Genomic DNA, 18367 nt, shown 5'->3' on the forward strand with positions numbered 1-18367 from the left:
GACTCTCCCTCCGTGGGAGAGTCAAGCAGCCTCATACACCGCTCAGCTGCAGAGTTCCATGATGGTGTCGTCGAAGTCGGGGAACCCGCCGGCGGCCTGTTCGATCACGGTGGCTGCCGGTGCCCGGAAACTCGATGCGAATTTCTCCGCCACGGCCGTCAACTCAGCTTTGGGTTGCGGGGTTCGGTCGGGCTCGTAGGCGGTGGCCGCTTCCCAGGGCCCGAGGCCGTCGGCCGACAGCCACAGGAAGGCGCCCAGGTTGCGGGCGACTACGCCGGGCTCGCCCTCGGAGCCGAGGAAGACGACCGGCTGTTCGTCCAGTGCGCGGGCGGGGCGGGCCAGCCAGAAGGCGGCGTATCCGCCGGTGCCGTCCCGGCCGAACACACGGAAGTCGTCACCGGTCAGCTCGTCGTTGCCGGTCCAGTCCCGAAACCACTCGGTGGCCTCGTCGGCGGAGAGAAAATCCGGGAAGGGCTCGAAGTCCACCCCGTCGCCGCCATCGCCGTCACTCTCGCCGTCGCTCTCCCTGTCGCTGTCGAATCCGAGCGCCATCGCGGCGGCGAGTGCGGGAGGGAACCGGCGGTCGCCACTCAAGATCATGCGAACAGATCAGCGAACGATCCGACGACACCGACAGCCCGTCCCGTGCCCCCTTCTGCTGGTCCGGGAGACCACCCCGGACGGCCTCGTCGCGTCGTCAGGTGCGCCGGACCGCGCCGAGTTGGGCGCGGTTCAGACCGGGGGCGGTGAAGCGCTGCGCGACCGTGCGCAGGACGCGGGCCATCGCCTGGGCCGGTGGGGTGGCGGGGCGGGCCGTGGCGCGAGCGAGGAGGATGCGGCGAGTGGGGGCGGGTACGTCGGAGGCGAACGGCAGGAGACGTACGTCGCTGCGGCGGCTGGTGAGCGCCAGGCGGGGGGCGAGGGCGACGCCGAGGCCGGCGGCGACCATGGCCTGTGCCTCCTGGTAGTCGTGCGAGGAGTAGGCGATACGCGGCTCGAAGCCCGCCTGGCGGCAGCTGCGGCGCAGCACGTCGGCGACGGGGTGGTTGTCGGCGCGGATGATCCACTCCTGGTCGGCGAGGTCGCCCAGGCGCACGGAGGGATGGGTCCGCAGGGGCGAGTCGGCGGGGACGACCAGCACCGTGGGGTCGTCCAGGAGGTGGGTGAGGGAGAGCGCCGGATCGTCGAGGCGATTCCACTCGTAGTCCCAGAGCAGGCCCTGTTCCACCTCGCCGGTGTGCAGCATTTCGCGCAGCTCCGCGAGGACCCCGGCGCGTACCTCGATGCGGATGCCCGCGTGGCTGCGCCGGAAGCGGGTGAGTGCGAGGGGCAGCAGGGACGCGCTGGCCGTGGGAAACGAACCGAGCCGGAGCGTGCCTTGGTCGAGGGCGGTGAAGGAGTCCAAGTCCGCCTGCGCGGCGCGTAGTTCACGGCGGATCACCCGGCCGCGTTCGGCCAGCGCGGCCCCGGCCGGTGTGGGGCGGATGCCGCGGGGCAGCCGCTCGACGAGGGGCTGCCCGGCCTCCTTTTCCAGCAGGGACATCTGCTGGGAGGCGGCGGAGGTCGTCATGCCCAGCGCCTCGGCCGCCGCGGTGAGTGATCCGCGTTCGGCGGCCTCGGTGAGCAGGAGCAGTCGGCGCACGTTCAGCATGCCTTCGACTTTAGCCGAGCTAAACCCAGGTGAAGTGAACTGCGATTGTTCCGAAGTCAGGCCTCTGCCAAGGTCGCCGAAATCGCCGAGCGGTTCACCGGCCCGCGGTCCACCCGCGGCCACCGCTTCGGCCGTTCCCTCCCCCTTGATCGAGGAAGAGCTTCGGACATGCACACTCCCGCGACTCTGGTGCGTGGCGGCACCAGCAAGTGCTGGCTGTTCAACCAGGTCGATGTCCCCGCCGACCGTGGCGAACTGGAGAGGCTGCTGGTCTCCGCGTACGGCGCCGGCGATCCCGTGGAACTCGACGGGGTGGGCGGGGCAACCCCGACCACCTCGAAGGCGGCCGTGGTCAGCCCGTCGCCCGCCCCCGAGGTGGACGTGGACTACCTCTTCGCCCAGGTCGGCATCGGCACGGGCTCGGTCGAGTGGACCAGCAACTGCGGCAACTGCGCCACAGGGGTCGCTCTGTACACGGTCGCGAAAGGCCTGGTCGCGATCACCGGCGACCGGACGCGCGTGGTGATGCGCAACATCAACACCGGCGCGGTTCTGGAAGGGCTGGTGGACACCACGGGTGGTGTGGTGCGCCACTTCGGTCGTCAGACCGTCCCCGGCACCCGTGCCGGTGGGGTCGCCGTCGGTCTCACGTTCCGCGATCCGGCCGGTGGCACCACCGGTTCGCTGCTCCCCACCGGGCGGGCCGCGCAGGACCTGCGGGTGGCCGCCGCCGAAACCGTACGGGTGAGCATGGTGGACGCCGGGGCGCCCGTCGTGCTCGTGGACGCCGTCGGGGCCGGTCGCACCGGCGCCGAGTCCCTGGAACGGATCAACGCGGACGTGCCCTGGCTGCGCACCGTGCGGCACACCGCCGCGCCGTTGATGGGGCTGGTCGAGCCGGCCGAGGAGCCGGGCGACGCGGTGCCCAAGGTGGGTCTGGTGGGCCCGCCGGTGCCGTACACCACCACCCTCGGCGAATCGGTCGGGGCGGCGGACTACGACATCTCGGTGCGCATGCTCAGCATGAACACCCCGCACCCCGCGATCGGTCTGACCTCCGCCGTCGCCGTCGCCGCGGCCGGGCTCGTCGAGGGCTCGGTGGTGTGCCGGGCCGTGGGCGGTCCGACCGACGAGTGGCTGCGTCTCGGTACACCGGCCGGTGTCGTCGCGGTCCGCTGCACCGACGTACGGGACGGCCTGCCGCAGCGGGTCACCGTGCAGCGTGCGGCGCGACTGCTCGCCGACGCCCGTATCTACGTCCCCGGAACGGGCAGCCCGCGAGCGGCCTGAACCGGGACGGACATCACCCCGGCCGGCCGGTCCGCCGACCGTTCGCGCCGGGATACCCTCGCGCCCTCGGGGCGCGCCCCTCCCCCTCGCACCAAGGACAAAGATGTCTGCTGAAGTGATCTCCATAGGCGCGCTGCTGGTGATGTTCGTGGTCGGCACGGTACTGCCGATCAATCTCGGCATCCTCGCCTTCGTCGCCACGTTCGCGGTCGGCACCGCCTCGCTCGGCCTCACCGAGGACGAACTCTTCGAGGGGTTCCCGGCGAAGCTCTTCGTCACCATCGTCGGGGTCACCTATCTGTTCTCCGTCGCCCGTCGCAACGGCACCATCGACTGGCTCGTCGCGGCCGGGGTGCGGCTGGTGCGCGGCAGAGTCGCGCTGATCCCCTGGGTGCTGTTCCTGGTGGCCGCGCTGCTGACGGCGTTCGGCACCTTCACTCCCGCCGCGGTCGCGATCCTCGCGCCGATCGGCATGAACTTCGCCTACCGCTACAAGCTCAACCCTCTGGTCATGGGCATGATGGTGATCAGCGGTGGACACGCGGGCGCGTTCTCCCCGCTCGCCGTCTCCGGCGCGCTGGTGCTCGGCCTGGTCGACGAGACCGCGCTGCGGGTATCCGCGGTGACGCTCTTCAGCGCCAGCTTCCTGATCAACCTGGTGCTCTCGGCGGTCACTTACGCGCTGTTCGCCAAGCGCCCCGCCCCGTTGGCCGAGGGTTCCGAGGAGGCGGCCGAGGACGAGGACCTCGCCGTGTCCGGCAGCCCCGACTGGCGTCAGTGGCTCACCCTCGCCTGCCTGGTGGGACTCGTGGTGGGCGCCCTGGGCTTCCAGTTGGAGATCGGCTTCCTGGCGCTCGCCGCCGGAGCGCTGCTGGCCCTGGTGGACATGAAGCGGCAGGAGAAAGCCGTGGACGGGGTCAGCTGGTCCACTCTGCTGCTGGTCGCGGGGATGATGACGTACATCGCCATGCTGGAGAAGGCGGGCGTCATCGAGAGCATCTCCGAGCACGCGGCGGGCCTCGGCGCCCCGCTCGCCGTCGCCCTGCTGCTGTGCTTCACCGTGGCCATCACCTCGGCCTTCGCCTCCTCCACCGCGATCCTCACCGCGATCATCCCCATCGCCGTACCGCTGCTGCTCTCCAGCCACCTCAGCGCCGCCGGGCTGATCGCCGCGCTCGCCGTCTCCACGACGATCGTGGACACCTCGCCCTTCTCCACCAACGGCGCGCTGGTCCTCAGCAACGCCCGCGGGGTGGACCCCCGCCGCTTCTACCGCCAGGTCATCGGCTACACCGGCGGCATCGTCGCCCTCGGGCCGATCGTCGCCTGGGGCGCGCTGGTCCTGCCCTGGTCATAGCGATGCACAGCATGCCGCGGGCCAGGGCGGGGTCGGTGCCGGGCAGCGGGCGCGGATGCAGGTCGGCCCGTGCGGCGGTGCGGGTGGGGCGCGGGTCCACCACGAGTGGACCGGGAACTCCGGCCACCCGGACACCGCGAGCGGTGCCGGTCCGTCCCGGTCGGGCCGTAGCACCGTCCCGCACGACGAGCACGATGGCGCCCCCGGCGCCGGCGTGCCGGCCCTCCTCCGTCAGTAGGGCGGTCCGGAGGACGAGGATCTGATCGACCGTGCCGTCGCAGGGAGGAAGCCGCTCCCGACGGAGCCTGGCGTGCTCCGCCTCGTCCGTGCCGCGCCGCGAATCCCGGCCCGTGTACGGAGCGCCGAGCCCGACGATGGCCCCCGCCCGGAGAGCGGGGGCCATCGTCGGTGCCTCGGGTGAGGGCGTCAGGCCGCGAAGTCGCGATCACGGGTCTCCGGCAGGGCCAGTACGCACAGCAGGCTGACCAGACACAGTCCGCCCGCGTAGACACCGAGGACGAGGGGCGACTTCCACTGGGAGTTCAGCCAGGTCGCGACCAGTGGGGCGAAGCCGCCGCCGAGGGTGTTGGCGAGGATGAAGGTCGCCGAGGCTCCCGTGTAGCGCAGCCGGGCCGGGAACAGCTCCGGCAGGAAGGCCGCGATCGGCGCGAACATCAGGATGAACAGGACCAGGCCCACCGTGAACGCGCCGGTGATGACCAGCCCGTCGCCGGTCGACAGGGAGCCGAACATGGGCAGCGCCCACACCGCGCACCCGATGGCCCCGGCCATGATGACCGGCCGCCGCCCCACCTTGTCGGCCAGCCGGGCGACCGGTATCACCGCGGCGGCCGTGACGCCGGCGGCCACGCTCGCGGCGACCAGCATCGTGTTCTGCGCGATGCCGAGCGCCTTGGGCCCGTACGACAGGCTGTAGACGATCGTCAGGTAGTAGACGGCGGAGCCGCCGGCCGCCGCGCCGATGCCGAGCAGCAGCTGTCCCGGGTACTCCTTGACCAGGGCGCCCAGCGGGAACCGCGGGGCGGCGGGGCGGCCGCCCGGGGCCTTGGCGCTGAACACGGGGGACTCGCTGACCCGGGTGCGCACCCAGAAGCCGACGACGATGAGCAGCGTGCTCAGCAGGAACGGCACCCGCCACGCCCCGTCGGCGAAGCCGTCGCGGCCGGCGACGGCGATCGTCGGCAGGATCACGGCGCTCGACAGCAGGAAGCCCAGCAGCGGGCCGATCTGGGGAATGGACGCGTACACCGCGCGTCGCCCCGGCGGGGCGTGCTCGGCAGCGAGCAGTACGGCGCCGCCCCACTCGCCGCCCATGCTCACGCCCTGGAGCAGCCGCAGGGCCACCAGGAGCACCGGGGCGAGGACGCCCACGGTGTCGTACGTCGGCAGCAGGCCGACCCCGACCGTGGCGATACCCATCAGCACCAGCGAGGCCACCAGGGCGCGCTTGCGGCCGAGGCGGTCGCCGATGGTGCCGAAGAGCACGACGCCGACGGGACGGGCGAGGAAGGCGGCGGCGAAGGTGAGGAAGGCGGCGAGGGTCGAGACCGTGGAGCTGCCGGAGGGAAAGAAGGCCGGGCCCAGGACGAGTGCGGCGGCCGTGCCGTACACCGCGAAGTCGTAGTACTCGATCGTGGTGCCCACGAGGCTGGCGACGGCGACACGCGAGACGTCGTCCTTGGCCTCGGGCGGTGGGGCTGGGGGTGTGACGGTACCGACTGCTGCTGCGTCGCTGCTGGTCTCGGACATGGAGCGGTTCACCTCCGGCGGACCCGGCCATGGAGGGTGACCCGGGCCACAGTGGGGACTGGTGCCGTGGACTGTAGGAGGCCGTCGGCCGGTCGGCGCATGGCTGTGCCGCCCTGCGGAACACCGGTCGGGCGCGGGTGAGAAACCCACCCGAACACCTGCAACATGCATGCTTCTCCGGGTGTCGCGCGCCGCGCCCCGGTTCCCCGGATCGTCGTGATCGACAGACTGTCACGACCGTTCACACCCGCGAGCAGCCCTCCACATTGGATGTTCGTCCATCTCAATGGCCACCTGACGCCCCATGCGCGGAAGCCGGGCAGAGAACCCTTCCGCCGGACGGAAGTACGCTGGAGCCCACCGGCGCGTATGGCGTCCAATCCTCTTCACCCCCGGCGACGCTCGCGAGGTCGTCGAGCCGAACAGAGGAGTCACCCATGTCCACAGGATCGACCCCCCTGCTCTTCCTGCACGGCTACTGGCACGGATCCTGGTGCTGGACGGACGTCATCGCCCGCGTCGCGGCCCTGGGCCGTCCGGCGGTCGCGGTCGACATGGCGGGCCACGGACTGCGCGCCGAACGCCCGCGGTGCCTCACCAGACGTCCCTACGACCCCGGGGCGGTGGCCACCGAGGTCTCACCGGTCGCGGGGGTGGACCTGGACCAGGCCGGGGACCTGCTGGTCTCACAGATCGAGGAGGTCGGCCGGGGCGGCCCCGTGACGGTGGTGGCGCACAGCATGGGCGGAGCCGTACTGACGCGGGCGGCCCAGCGGGCACCGGAGCTGGTGGCGCACGCGGTGTACCTCACCGCCTTCATGCCCGCCTCGGGCGTTCCGGCCATCACCTATGTGCAGATGCCCGAGAACGCGGGCGAACTCGTCGCCCCCTCCGTACGGGCCGACCCCGCCGCGATAGGGGCCCTGCGGTTCGACCTCGCCTCCGACGACCCGGAGTACCGAGGGCAGTTGCGGGACGCCTTCTTCGGCGACGTCGCACCGGCCGTCGCCGACGCCGCCCTCGCGCTGCTGAGCCCGGACGCCCCGGCCGGCATCGCGCTCCAGGCCACGACCCTGACCCCCGACGGCTGGGGCTCGGTCCCCCGCACCTACGTCACCTGCGCCCAGGACATGGCCGTACGCCCGGACCTGCAGCGGAAGTTCATAGGCGACGCGGACGCCGCCTTCCCGGACAACCCGACCTCCGTGCTGGCGCTGGACGCCTCGCACTCGCCGTTCCTCTCCATGCCCGGGCGGGTCGCCGACCTCGTCATGGACCTGGGCTGACCGACTCGGCCCCTGCTTCCGCCCGGGGCGGCGCACCGGGTGCGGCGCGCCGGCCTACTCGACGCGGTCGAGGAAGCCGAGCACCCGATGCACGACCTGCTTCGCGGCCTGTTCGTCGTAGGACGGCAGGCCGCTGTCCGTGAACAGGTGCCTGTCGCCCGGGTAGAGGAACAGTTCGGCGTCCGCCGCCGCCCCGACGAGCGCGCGAGCGGCGTCCACGTCGCCCTCCCCCGCGAAGAAGGGGTCCGCGTCCATGCCGTGGATCTGGACCGGGACGCCCCGCGGCCAGACGTCGCCGAACTCCGAGACCGGGACGCAGGCCTCCAGCAGCACCGCGCCCTTCGCGCCGGGGCGGGTCTGGGCCAGCCGCTGTGCCTGCATGACGCCGAGCGAGAACCCGACGTGGACGAGCCCCGCGGGAAGCCCCTCGACGGCGGCGGTGCCGCGCGCCGAGATCGTGTCGAAGCCGAGGCTCCGGGCGTAGCCGATGCCCTCCTCCAGGGTGTCGAACACCTGCCCCTCGTAGAGGTCCGGGGTGTGGACGGTGTGTCCGGCCCGGCGCACCTGCTCGGCGAACTCGCGCACTCCGGTGGTCAGACCATGTCCATGGTGGAAGACCAGCACCTCAGCCATGTCGCTCCCCTCGTGTCGCGGTGCCCGGGTGGCGCCGCGGCACGAGTATGGCCCCCGGCACTGACATGCACGGTCCGGGAAGCCGGTCCGCGGGGCGGCGATGACACCTGACGGACCGATAAACCGCATTGCACCGATTATCACCGCTTCGAGGTAAGCATCTTGTCTCCCTGGCGGATGCGGCCGGTTCGGCGGCTAGGTTTCTGCAGGTGGACGGATTCCCGTGATCCTTCTCGCCCGTTGCCCACTCCTCCCTGTCTCCCTTTCGGCGCACCCGTGCGCGCCGTACGACCCGCCGTGCAAGGAGAAACCTCTCGATGTCCGTCGACAGCGTCCCGGAAGCCCGGACCACATCCGACGCACCGCAGCAGTCCCTGAGCACCTCCGCCGCCCGTAACCTCGCCACGACCACCAAGTCCGCCCCGCAGATGCAGGAGATCACCTCCCGCTGGCTGCTGCGGATGCTGCCCTGGGTCGAGGCCGGCGGTGGCGCCTACCGGGTCAACCGGCGCTTGCGGCACACCCTCGGCGACGGGCGCGTCGAGTTCGTCCAGGAGGGCGCGACGGTCCGGGTCATCCCCCGGGAGCTGGGCGAACTGGCCCTGTTGCGCGGATTCGAGGACCCGGACGTCCTCACCGCCCTCGCCGACCGGTGCACACAGCGCGACTTCGCGGCGGGCGAGGTCCTCGCCGAGCGCGGCGGCCCCGCGGACGGCATCCATCTGATCGCCCACGGCCGGGTCAGCCAGACCTCCGAGGGCAAGTACGGCGGGCAGATCGCCGTCGCGGTGCTCTCGGACGGCGAACACTTCGGCGAGAACGCCCTGCTGGACCCCGACGCCCGCCACGACCGTACGGTCACCGCCGAGACCGCCGGTACTCTCCTGACCCTCTCCCGCGCCGACTTCGCCGCCGTCCAGGCCTCCGCGCCCCGTCTTCGGGCCCACATCGACGAGTTCGGCTCCCGCGCCCGGCAGCGGCAGAACAAACACGGCGAGGCCGAGATCGCGCTGTCGGCGGGCCACGTCGGCGAGCCCGACCTGCCGGGCACCTTCGTGGACTACGAACTGCGGCCGCGCGAGTACGAACTCTCCGTCGCCCAGACCGTGCTGCGCATCCACACCCGGGTCACCGACCTCTACAACGGTCCGATGAACCAGAGCGAGGAGCAACTCCGGCTCACCATCGAGGCCCTGCGTGAGCGTCAGGAGCACGAGCTGATCAACAACCGTGAGTTCGGGCTGCTGCACAACGCCGACTTCAAGCAGCGCGTCCAGCCCCGCTCCGGCCCGCCGACCCCGGACGACATGGACGATCTGCTCTGCCGCCGACGCGGCACCAAGATGTTCCTCGCCCACCCGAGGACCATCGCCGCCATCGGGCGCGGCTTCAACGCCCACGGCCTCTACCCCGACCATGTCGACCTCGGCGGGCAGTCCGTCCCCGCCTGGCGCGGGGTCCCCATCCTGCCGTGCAACAAGATCCCGATCAGCAGGGAGCAGACCAGCTCCATCATCGCGATGCGCACCGGCGAGAAGAACCAGGGCGTCATCGGCCTGCGGCAGACCGGACTGCTGGACGAGTACGAAGAGGGCCTGTCCGTGCGCTTCATGGGCATCGACGAGCGGGCGATCGTCTCCTACCTCGTCAGCACCTACTACTCCGCCGCGGTCCTCCTGCCCGACGCCCTCGGTGTGATGGAGAACGTGCAGATCGCCCCCACCTCGCACTGACGGCCCGCCCCGCGCTGACGGCCCACTCCGCGCGCCCCCGGCCCACCGGGCACGGCTCAGCACTCGCCCCACCGCGCCCACGACGGAACACCCGCCCCACCGCAGCAAGGAGCTGCCGATGCCCGACTCCGGGCCCCTCGGATCATCACCGCCTGAGCAGCGGCCGACGCCGCACCCAGCCCTGCCGGACGCCCCCGCGCCGGTGGTCCCGGACCCTCCGGCCACGCCGATCGCCCCCGGCTTTCTGGCAGCGCTGCACCCGCCGGTCACGGTCCCCGGCCCGCCGACTCCACCGCCGCCCACGGCCTCCACCGCTCCCGTCACCGCCACCGCCGTACGGGACACGGTGGACACGCCCGCGGCCGGCTCCACACTGCAGGACATCCTGCGCGGAGCCACCGGACTGGGCACGGCCGCACTCGCCCTGGCCGACCGGTACCGGGCCCAGCTCCCGGCACAGGTGTCCCCGGCGCCCGCGCCGCCCGCCGCGGGCCCGGCCGTCCCCGGTCTCTACCACCACCCCGTCCCGGAGCCCGATCCGGTACGTGTCGAGGAGGTGAGCCGCCGGATCAAGCGCTGGGCCGAGGACGAGGTCCAGCTCTATCCCGAGGAGTGGGAGGGGCAGTTCGACGGCTTCTCCGTCGGCCGTTACATGGTCGGCTGCCACCCCGACGCGCCCACGGTCGACCATCTGATGCTCGCCACCCGGCTGATGGTCGCGGAGAACGCGGTGGACGACTGCTACTGCGAGGACCACGGCGGCTCCCCCGTCGGTCTCGGCGGGCGGCTCCTCCTCGCGCACACCGCTCTCGACCACGTCCACAGCACGGCGCAGTACGCGCCGGCCTGGCAGGAGTCCCTCGCGTCGGACGCCCCGCGCCGGGCGTACCGCAGCGCGATGGACCACTTCGTCCGCGCGACCACGCCCTCCCAGGCCGACCGTTTCCGGCACGACATGGCCCGGCTGCACATGGGCTACCTCGCGGAGGCCGCCTGGGCGCAGACCGGTCATGTGCCGGAGGTGTGGGAGTACCTGGCCATGCGTCAGTTCAACAACTTCCGCCCCTGCCCCACGATCACCGACGCCGTCGGCGGCTACGAACTCCCCGCGGACCTGCACGCCCGGCCGGACATGCAACGGGTCATCGCCCTCGCGGGCAACGCGACCACCATCGTCAACGACCTCTACTCGTACACCAAGGAACTCGACAGCCCCGGCCTCCATCTGAACCTGCCGGTGGTGATCGCGAAGCGCGAGGACCTCTCCGAACGCGACGCGTATCTGAAGGCCGTCGAGGTCCACAACGAACTCCAGCACGCCTTCGAGGCCGCCTCGGCCGAACTCGCGGCGGCCTGTCCCGTGCCCACCGTGCTGCGCTTCCTCAGGGGCGTGGCCGCCTGGGTCGACGGCAACCACGACTGGCACCGCACCAATACCTTCCGCTACAGCCTGCCCGATTTCTGGTAAAGAACGGATATCTCTGTGACCACTGAAACCACCGCCACCGCGACGACCGCCACGGAAGCCCCCGCCACCGTCAAGATCCCGGCCCCGGCCTCGCCGTACCAGGGGGACATCGCCCGTTACTGGAACAACGAGGCACGGCCCGTGAATCTCCGCCTGGGTGACGTGGACGGGCTGTACCACCACCACTACGGCATCGGCGACGTGGACCACGCCGCGCTCGGCGACCCGGCGGACAGCGCGTACGAGAAGAAGCTCATCGCGGAGCTGCACCGACTGGAGTCGGCCCAGGCGGAGTTCCTCATGGACCACCTCGGCACCGTCGGTCCGGACGACACCCTCGTCGACGCCGGCTGTGGGCGCGGCGGCTCCATGATCATGGCCCATCGCCGCTTCGGCTCCAAGGTCGAGGGCGTCACCCTGTCCGCGACCCAGGCCGACTTCGGCAACAAGCGGGCGCGCGAACTGCGGGTCGAGGACCACGTCCGCTCCCGGGTGTGCAACATGCTCGACACGCCGTTCGACAAGGGCAGCGTCTCGGCCTCGTGGAACAACGAGTCGACCATGTACGTCGACCTTCACGACCTGTTCGCCGAGCACTCCCGTTTCCTGAAGCCGGGCGGCCGCTATGTGACGATCACCGGCTGCTGGAACCCCCGTTACGGCCAGCCCTCGAAGTGGGTCTCCCAGATCAACGCCCACTTCGAGTGCAACATCCACTCCCGCCGCGAGTATCTGCGGGCCATGGCCGACAACCGGCTCGTGCCGCACACCATCGTCGACCTCACCCCCGAGACGCTGCCCTACTGGGAGCTGCGGGCGACGTCCTCGCTGGTCACCGGGATCGAGGAGGCGTTCATCGAGTCCTACCGTGACGGCTCCTTCCAGTACGTCCTGATCGCCGCAGACCGCGTGTGAGCCCGTCCTCGCGGGGCCGGGGCCCCTACCGGGGTCCCGGCCCCGCGAGTTCCTCCCGCCGGTGGTGGTCCCGGGCGAGGAGGAGGTAGCTGCTCGCGGTCCAGGTGTAGGCACGGTCGCGCAGTCCGGTGCCGGTGAGGGCGTCGAAGTTCTCGGCGAAGCCATGGGTCTCGCACAGGGCGCGGAAACGGGCGCTGATGTCGTCCGCGAGCCGCCGGTGGCCGGCCCGGCGCAGGCCGTCCTCGACGAGGACGGTGGCGGGGGCCCAGATCGGGCCGCGCCAGTAGCCGTCGGCGAGGTAGTGCGGGGAGGTGGGCAGTTCGGTGGCGAGACCGTGCGGGGTGAGGTGGGCCTCGATGCGGTCGGCGAGCGCGCTGCCGACCTCGGCGGGCAGGTGCTCGCCCAGCACGATGGGCATCAGGTCCAGGAGGCTGGCACTGCCCCAGGTCTCCCCGGTCGCGGCCGAGCGGGCGACGAACCTGTCCCCGGTCCAGAGCTGGTCGAGCAGCGCCGCCTGGATCTCCCCGGCTGTCCGCGTCCACCGCCGCGCCTCGTCGCTCCGGTCCAACTCCTGCGCCAGTACGGCGAGTTCGTGGAGCTGGAGGACGAGGAGGGCGGCGAGGTCGGCGGTGACGACGACCCGCTCGGGGTCGAAGGTGGTGGCGTTGTCCCAGCCGCTGTCGTTGCCGTGCTGGTAGTGCGGCAGGTCGGCGCCGGGGGCCCGCCGGGCGGTGAGCCAGAAGCCGGTCCAGCGCTCCAGACGCTCGTACGTCTCCGTCAGCGCGGCCCGGTCCACAGGGGTCGTCATGGTGCGGCGCAGCCGGCCGAGGGCCCAGCCGTGGACGGGTGGCTTGACGAAGTTGTGCAGGACCTCGGAGTGGGTGACCGAGTCCGGCAGGGCGCCGCTCTCGTCCTGGTGGTCGAAGGGCAGGTGGTACTGGTGCCAGGCCAGTTCCGGCGAACCCTCGGCAAGGGCAAGGGCGTTGAAGCAGTGGTCCCAGCTCCAGACCTTGTCCATCCAGTGCTTGGACATCAGCACGCCCGGCCGGGTGAGCAGGCCCTTCGCCGCCACGGTCGCCGACCAGACGACGTACGCGGCGAGTTCGGCCGCCGGGGTGGCCGCCGAACGCCAGGGGGCCACGGCGTCGGCGAAGTCCGCGAAGGCTCCCCGCGCGGCGGCCACGACGGTGTCGAAGGGCGCCGGGGGCGCGTAGGGCGGGCGGGCGGTGTCGAGTTCCTCGATCGCGATCTCCCAGTGGCCGTCCGCCGGCCCGGTCACGGTGACGCCGCGGTCGCTCCTGCCCAGGGCCTGGGCTCCGGTGGTGTCGGCGAGGCTTCCGGACAGCAGGGTGACGCGGTAGCGGCGGCCGGTCTCGTAGGAGGTGAACACATGGGCGTCGGCGGTCGGGTCGTGGAAGAAGTACGTGCCGCTGAACGGCGTCAGGGTCCGCGCGGCGGCGTGGACGTGGAAGTCCAGGCCGCTGCCCCGCAGCCGTACGGTGTCGGGCGCCTCGTAGGCGAGTTCGGCGCGGCCCCCGCCGCCGGTCCAGGTGAGCAGGCCCGGTGTCGCCTCGACACGGGTCTCGGCCCGTTCGCCCGTGGCCGGGTCCACGGGGACCAGGCGCAGGACACCGTGCATGCCGTTCTGGTGCGAGACGAGGTGGAGGTCGTCGGCGTACGTCTTCTCCGCCACCACGGGCGAGATGTCGAACCAGGATCCGTACGCGCTGAACGGGATGTCGTGGACGGAGAAGGCCGGGCCGGATCGGGCGGCGGTCATGTGGCGTGACTCGTTTCTGGAGCAGGGGGTGCCCGTCTGCGGGCGTGGCGGGTGGGGGGCTCAGTCCTTGACGGCGCCGGTGGTGACACCGGCCGCCACATAGCGCTGGGCGAGGACGAGGATGACCGCGGCGGGCAGTGACGCGACCACGGCGGTGGCCATGATGGCGTTCCACTCCTGGTTGTTGTTGCCGATGTAGTGGTAGACGCCGAGCGTGATCGGCTCGTGGGCGCCGCCGTTGACCAGGGTGTTGGCGAAGACGAAGTCCGACCAGGACCACAGGAACGCGAACAGCGAGACCGTGACGACGGCGTTGCGGCTCATCGGCAGGACGATCGACCAGAAGGTCCGCAGGGCTCTCGCGCCGTCCAGCTGCGCCGCCTGGAGCAGTTCGCCGGGGATGCCGGACATGAACGCGGTGAAGATCAGCACCGCGAAGGGGACGGCCAGGGTGGAGTCGGCGACGATCAGGCCGGGGACGGAGTGGAGCAGGCCGAGCTGGAGGTAGATGGCGTAGAAGCCCATCGCCATGATGATGCCGGGGATCATCTGGGCGGCCAGCAGGACGAAGCTCAGCAGACCGCCGCCGCGTGGGCGCAGCTTGGCCAGGGCGTAGCCGGCGGGCGCGGCCAGGGCCACGGTCAGTACGACGGTGCCGAGGGCGATGACGAGGCTGGTGGCGAGGTAGGGCAGTTGCTCGTCGAGGACGGTGCGGTACCCGGCCAGGGTGCCGTGCGTCGGGAACAGGTCGGGCGGGCTCTTGCGCATGTCCTGTTCGCGGGTGAAGGAGACGTTGACCATCCAGTAGACCGGGAACAGCATGACCCCGGTCAGCAGCAGACCGACGGCCGTCTTCCACCAGGTTCGGTTCATGACAGTGTCTGCTTTCGCTGGACCCGGACGTGGATCAGACCGAACACCAGGGCGGCGACCACGAGCAGGTTGCCGACGGCCGCGCCGGGGCCGAAGGCGGGCAGGAGGTTGCCGAAGCCGAGTTGGTAGGACCAGGTGGCGAAGGTGGTGGAGGAGTCCGCCGGGCCGCCCTTGGTCATGATCCAGATGATGTCGAAGACCTTGAGGGTGTAGACGAGGCCCAGCAGCAGGGTGACGGCGGAGACCGGGCGCAGCAGCGGGAAGGTGAGGTGCCAAAAACGCTGCCAGGCGTTCGCCCCGTCGAGGGCGGCGGCCTCGTACAGGCCGGCCGGGATCGACTGCAGTCCGCTGTGGAGCACCACCAGGTTGAACGGGACCCCGATCCAGACGTTCGCGATGATCACGGAGGTCAGCGACCAGGACGGTGAGGTCAGCCAGTGCACCGGGCCGATACCGACGGCGTGCAGGGCGGTGTTGACGATGCCGGAGTCGCTGTTGAGCATCCATGACCAGGTGGAGGCGGACACGATGAGCGGCAGCAGCCAGGGCACCAGGAACAGGGCCCGCAGGGTGGTGGCGAGCCGGAAGTGCTGGTGGAAGAAGACCGCGAGCGCCAGGCCGATGGCGTACTGGAGGGCCAGGCACACGGTGGTGAAGACGACGGTGTGCAGCAGGGCGGGCGCGAAGGTCGGGTCGTCGAAGACCTTCTGGTAGTTCGCCAGGCCGGTGAACGGCGCGTCGCCCCGGACGAAGGAGCGGACGGTGTAGTCGCGCAGGCTCAGGTCGAGGTTGCGGTACAGGGGGTAGGCGTAGAAGAGGGCGAGGTAGAGGGTGACCGGGGCGAGGAAGGCCCAGGCGGTCCACTGCGGGGACCGGTGGTCCCGCCGTCGTGTCGCGTGTTTCATCCGAGGACCCGGGATCATCGGCTACTTGACGGCGGACTGGGCCTTGGCCAGCGCGTCCTTCGGCGACTCGGCGCCGCTGAGCGCGGACTGGACGGCCTTCCACAACTGCTCGGAGATCTTCGGGTACTTGGTGCCCAGGTCGTCACTGGTCCGGCCCTTGGCCGCCTTGACGGCGTCGACCCACGGCTTCAGTTCGGCGTTCGCCGCCACCTGCTTGTCCCGCACCTCGCCGGTGGGGGCGACGTAGGACAGGGTGGTGTCGGTGTCGTACAGGTTGTCGGTGCTGGTCAGACAGGTCACCAGTTTCTGTGAGGTGGCGTAGCGGCCGGTGTCGTCCTGGACGGGGACGGTCACGAACTCGCCGCCGGTCGGGGCCGCCGCGTTGCCGCCCGCGGCGGCCGGGACGGGTATCACGCCGTAGTCGAAGCCGGCCTTCCCCGCGTTCGCGAGCTGCCAGGTGCCGTTCTCGCTGAACGCGTAGTCGCCGGTGGCGAACTCCTGCCAGCTGGTGGTCTGGGTGTTGTTGAGGACCGAGTTGGGGGCGTAGCCCTGGTCGAGCCAGTCCTTCCACAGCGTCAGCGCGGAGACGCTCTCGGCGGAGTCGAGTGCGGTCAGCTGTGCGCCCGAGCCCCAGAACCAGGGCAGGAACTGGAAGCTGCCCTCCTCCGTGCCGATCGCGGAGAAGGTGATCCCCTTCTTGCCCGCCTTCTTGACCTTCGCCAGCGCCGCTGTCAGCGACTTCCAGTCCTTGACCGAGGCGATGTCCACGCCGGCGTCCTTCAGCACCTCCTTGTTGTAGTAGAGCGCGAGGGTGTTGGCGCCGATCGGTGTGCCGTAGGTCTTGCCGCCGGACTGGCCGGCCGCGAGCAGGTTGGGGTCCACCGCGGAGGTGTCGAGCTTGTTGTCGTCGGTGGTGGTGAGGACGCCGGCCTCGGCCAGGGTGGAGACGACCGGGTTGTCGACGACGAGGACGTCCGGGGAGTTGCCCTGCTGGGCCGCCAGCAGGGTCTTGTTGGGCAGGTCGCTGGTGTCGAAGCCGGTCCGCTTGATCTTCACGCCCGCGTCGGTGCCGCACTTGTCCAGCAGCTTCGCCCAGGCCGAGCCCTTGGCGAACTGCGGGTAGGGGTCCCAGACGGTGTAGGTGCCGCTGTCGGCGCCCTTGGTGTCGGTGCCGCCCGTGCCGGCGGAGCAGGCGGTGCCCGCGACGGCGACGGCGGTCGTCAGGGCGGCGGCGGTGAGGCGGCGTCCGGTGGTTCTGCGCATGGCGGGTTCCTTGATTTCGGACACGGGTGTGCCGTGCGGGGAGGGCGAAGGAGGCATGGGGGCATGGGGGCATGGGGGCGTGCCGAACGGCCCCGTGAAGGTGAGGGCGAGGGGTTCGGGTGCCCGGTGTGGAGAGGGGTGCGGAGAGAAGCCGGGGTCCGGGGCTAGGTCTGGGGCTGGGGCTGGGGCTAGGTCTGGGCGAAGGGTGCGCCGCCGACGGGTCCGGTGCTGGCCCGCAGCGAGATCGGCGGTGCGAGGAGGTGGTGGCGGGGTGCCGCGGTGGGATGGTCGAGCCGTTCGATGAGGAGGTCGACGGCGTGGCGGCCCATCTCCTCCGCCGGGACGTCGGCCGCGGTGAGCTGCGGGGTCACCGTCTCCGCCCATCGGCCGGCCACCACGCCGGTGACGGAGAAGTCGCGCGGCACATGGCGGCCCGCGTGGGCGAGGCCGCGGTAGAGGCCGCCGAGGGCCGCCTCGTTCAGGGTGACCAACGCCGTGGTGGCCGGGTCGTCGTGGAGGATCCGCTCCAGGCACGCCTGCCCCGAGGCGGCGTCGTCCCCGCAGCAGTACGTCCGCACGGTCAGCCCCCGCTCGGCCGCGGCCTTGGTGAAGCCGTCGAGTCCCCGGTGCGCCGACTCGTAGCCGGCCCGCAGGAGTTGCTCGGGCCGGTTGACGAAGGCGACCCGGCGGTGGCCGAGGTCCGCGAGGTGGTGGACACAGGCCGCCGCCAGCGCGGTGTGGTCCAGGCCCACCCACCAGGTTCCCTCCGGGTGCGCCGTACGGCCGATGGCGACGGATGGGAAGCCCAGCTCGGCCAGGTGGTCCACCCGGTCGTCCGCCAGTCTGATCTCCATCAGGATCGCGCCGTCGACGCGCCGCTCCCCCAGCAGCCGCTGGAAGGAACGGTCGCTGTCCACGCCACTGGGCGACAGCAGCACGTCGTAGTCGTGGGCGGCGGCGGCCTCCACCACGCTGCCGATGAAGTCCAGCTGCATGCCCGTGTAGTGGTTCCCGGCGGGCGGGAAGACGAGGCCGATGGTGCTGGTCCGTCCGTTGGCCAGGGCTCGGGCGCTGGCGTTGGGCCGGTAGCCCAGTTCGTCGATGACCCGCTGGATCTTGCGGCGGGTGTCGTCCGAGACGGGGCGTTTGCCGCTCAGCGCATAGGACACGGTGCTCCGCGAGACTCCGGCCCGCCGGGCGATCTCACCGATGTTCACGGAGGACTCCTCACTCGCTCACTCGAAGCTCGAACCGGTTCGCCGCCCCGATGGGACAGAGCGTCCGACCCGTACAGGACGGGAGACCCGGAGTGTATCGACCCTCGGTCGTCGAACCGGTTCGCATGAGCTGAACGTAGGAACCGCGCCGGGCCGCTGTCAACACCTGGAGCGAGAATCCCTTCTGCGGCAAGGCGGTTCTGGCCCGATCCGGGGTCTTCGTCGA

At 71.2% G+C, this 18367-nt stretch carries 15 protein-coding genes; 6 read left to right on the forward strand and 9 right to left on the reverse strand.

Annotated elements, in window-relative coordinates:
- Positions 1 to 42: 42 nt before the first annotated feature.
- On the reverse strand, positions 43 to 600 hold the full coding sequence (locus J8M51_RS01130) for an SMI1/KNR4 family protein (protein WP_086764426.1): 558 nt from the start codon (positions 598 to 600) through the stop codon (positions 43 to 45).
- Positions 601 to 697: 97 nt separating this feature from the next.
- Positions 698 to 1651 (reverse strand): LysR family transcriptional regulator, encoded by a 954-nt coding sequence (locus tag J8M51_RS01135; protein WP_216587583.1) that lies wholly within the window; start codon positions 1649 to 1651, stop codon positions 698 to 700.
- A gap of 168 nt (positions 1652 to 1819) precedes the next feature.
- Here J8M51_RS01135 and J8M51_RS01140 point away from each other — a divergent pair, with 168 nt between their 5' ends.
- Both J8M51_RS01140 and J8M51_RS01145 read left to right on the forward strand, forming a co-directional pair.
- A complete protein-coding gene (locus tag J8M51_RS01140) occupies positions 1820 to 2941 on the forward strand; it encodes a PrpF domain-containing protein (RefSeq protein ID WP_086758935.1) in 1122 nt (373 codons plus the stop codon).
- Between the two features lie 103 nt (positions 2942 to 3044).
- Positions 3045 to 4298 (forward strand): SLC13 family permease, encoded by a 1254-nt coding sequence (locus tag J8M51_RS01145; protein ID WP_256965517.1) that lies wholly within the window; start codon positions 3045 to 3047, stop codon positions 4296 to 4298.
- Positions 4299 to 4724: 426 nt separating this feature from the next.
- Here the strand turns inward: J8M51_RS01145 and J8M51_RS01150 are convergent, their stop codons facing one another.
- A complete protein-coding gene (locus J8M51_RS01150; RefSeq protein ID WP_256965515.1) occupies positions 4725 to 6068 on the reverse strand; it encodes an MFS transporter in 1344 nt (447 codons plus the stop codon).
- 437 nt (positions 6069 to 6505) lie between these two features.
- On the opposite strand from J8M51_RS01150, the gene J8M51_RS01155 reads away from it, so the two are divergent.
- Positions 6506 to 7354, forward strand: a complete 849-nt coding sequence (locus J8M51_RS01155) for an alpha/beta fold hydrolase (RefSeq protein WP_086758931.1) — start codon at positions 6506 to 6508, stop codon at positions 7352 to 7354.
- A gap of 54 nt (positions 7355 to 7408) precedes the next feature.
- On the opposite strand, the gene J8M51_RS01160 is transcribed toward J8M51_RS01155, so the two are convergent.
- The gene (locus J8M51_RS01160) at positions 7409 to 7987 is read right to left on the reverse strand and encodes a dienelactone hydrolase family protein (protein WP_086758930.1); all 579 of its coding nucleotides are present in this window, start codon (positions 7985 to 7987) and stop codon (positions 7409 to 7411) included.
- Positions 7988 to 8304: 317 nt separating this feature from the next.
- Here J8M51_RS01160 and J8M51_RS01165 point away from each other — a divergent pair, with 317 nt between their 5' ends.
- The 3 genes from J8M51_RS01165 to J8M51_RS01175 all read left to right on the forward strand — a co-directional run bounded on the left by J8M51_RS01165 (position 8305) and on the right by J8M51_RS01175 (position 12103).
- On the forward strand, positions 8305 to 9720 hold the full coding sequence (locus J8M51_RS01165; RefSeq protein ID WP_267298895.1) for a family 2B encapsulin nanocompartment shell protein: 1416 nt from the start codon (positions 8305 to 8307) through the stop codon (positions 9718 to 9720).
- Positions 9721 to 9838: 118 nt separating this feature from the next.
- On the forward strand, positions 9839 to 11188 hold the full coding sequence (locus J8M51_RS01170) for a family 2 encapsulin nanocompartment cargo protein terpene cyclase (protein WP_267298896.1): 1350 nt from the start codon (positions 9839 to 9841) through the stop codon (positions 11186 to 11188).
- Between the two features lie 15 nt (positions 11189 to 11203).
- Complete coding sequence (locus tag J8M51_RS01175) at positions 11204 to 12103, forward strand: geranyl diphosphate 2-C-methyltransferase (RefSeq protein ID WP_398855319.1); 900 nt, start codon at positions 11204 to 11206, stop codon at positions 12101 to 12103.
- 25 nt (positions 12104 to 12128) lie between these two features.
- Here J8M51_RS01175 and J8M51_RS01180 read toward each other — a convergent pair whose 3' ends face one another.
- The 5 genes from J8M51_RS01180 to J8M51_RS01200 form a co-directional block, all read right to left on the reverse strand.
- Positions 12129 to 13883: an amylo-alpha-1,6-glucosidase gene (locus tag J8M51_RS01180; RefSeq protein WP_267298897.1), complete on the reverse strand. Its 1755-nt coding sequence runs from the start codon at positions 13881 to 13883 to the stop codon at positions 12129 to 12131.
- 60 nt (positions 13884 to 13943) lie between these two features.
- The gene (locus tag J8M51_RS01185) at positions 13944 to 14756 is read right to left on the reverse strand and encodes a carbohydrate ABC transporter permease (RefSeq protein ID WP_086762558.1); all 813 of its coding nucleotides are present in this window, start codon (positions 14754 to 14756) and stop codon (positions 13944 to 13946) included.
- The gene (locus tag J8M51_RS01190) at positions 14753 to 15661 is read right to left on the reverse strand and encodes a carbohydrate ABC transporter permease (protein ID WP_256966251.1); all 909 of its coding nucleotides are present in this window, start codon (positions 15659 to 15661) and stop codon (positions 14753 to 14755) included. The genes J8M51_RS01185 and J8M51_RS01190 overlap by 4 nt, the downstream gene beginning before the upstream one ends.
- Positions 15662 to 15682: 21 nt before the next feature.
- On the reverse strand, positions 15683 to 16924 hold the full coding sequence (locus tag J8M51_RS01195) for a sugar ABC transporter substrate-binding protein (RefSeq protein WP_267298898.1): 1242 nt from the start codon (positions 16922 to 16924) through the stop codon (positions 15683 to 15685).
- Between the two features lie 188 nt (positions 16925 to 17112).
- Positions 17113 to 18141, reverse strand: a complete 1029-nt coding sequence (locus tag J8M51_RS01200; RefSeq protein WP_267298899.1) for a LacI family DNA-binding transcriptional regulator — start codon at positions 18139 to 18141, stop codon at positions 17113 to 17115.
- Between the last annotated feature and the right edge of the window lie 226 nt (positions 18142 to 18367).

Origin of the sequence: Streptomyces griseiscabiei, from assembly GCF_020010925.1 — a bacterium.
In the GTDB taxonomy this organism is placed as follows: domain Bacteria; phylum Actinomycetota; class Actinomycetes; order Streptomycetales; family Streptomycetaceae; genus Streptomyces; species Streptomyces griseiscabiei.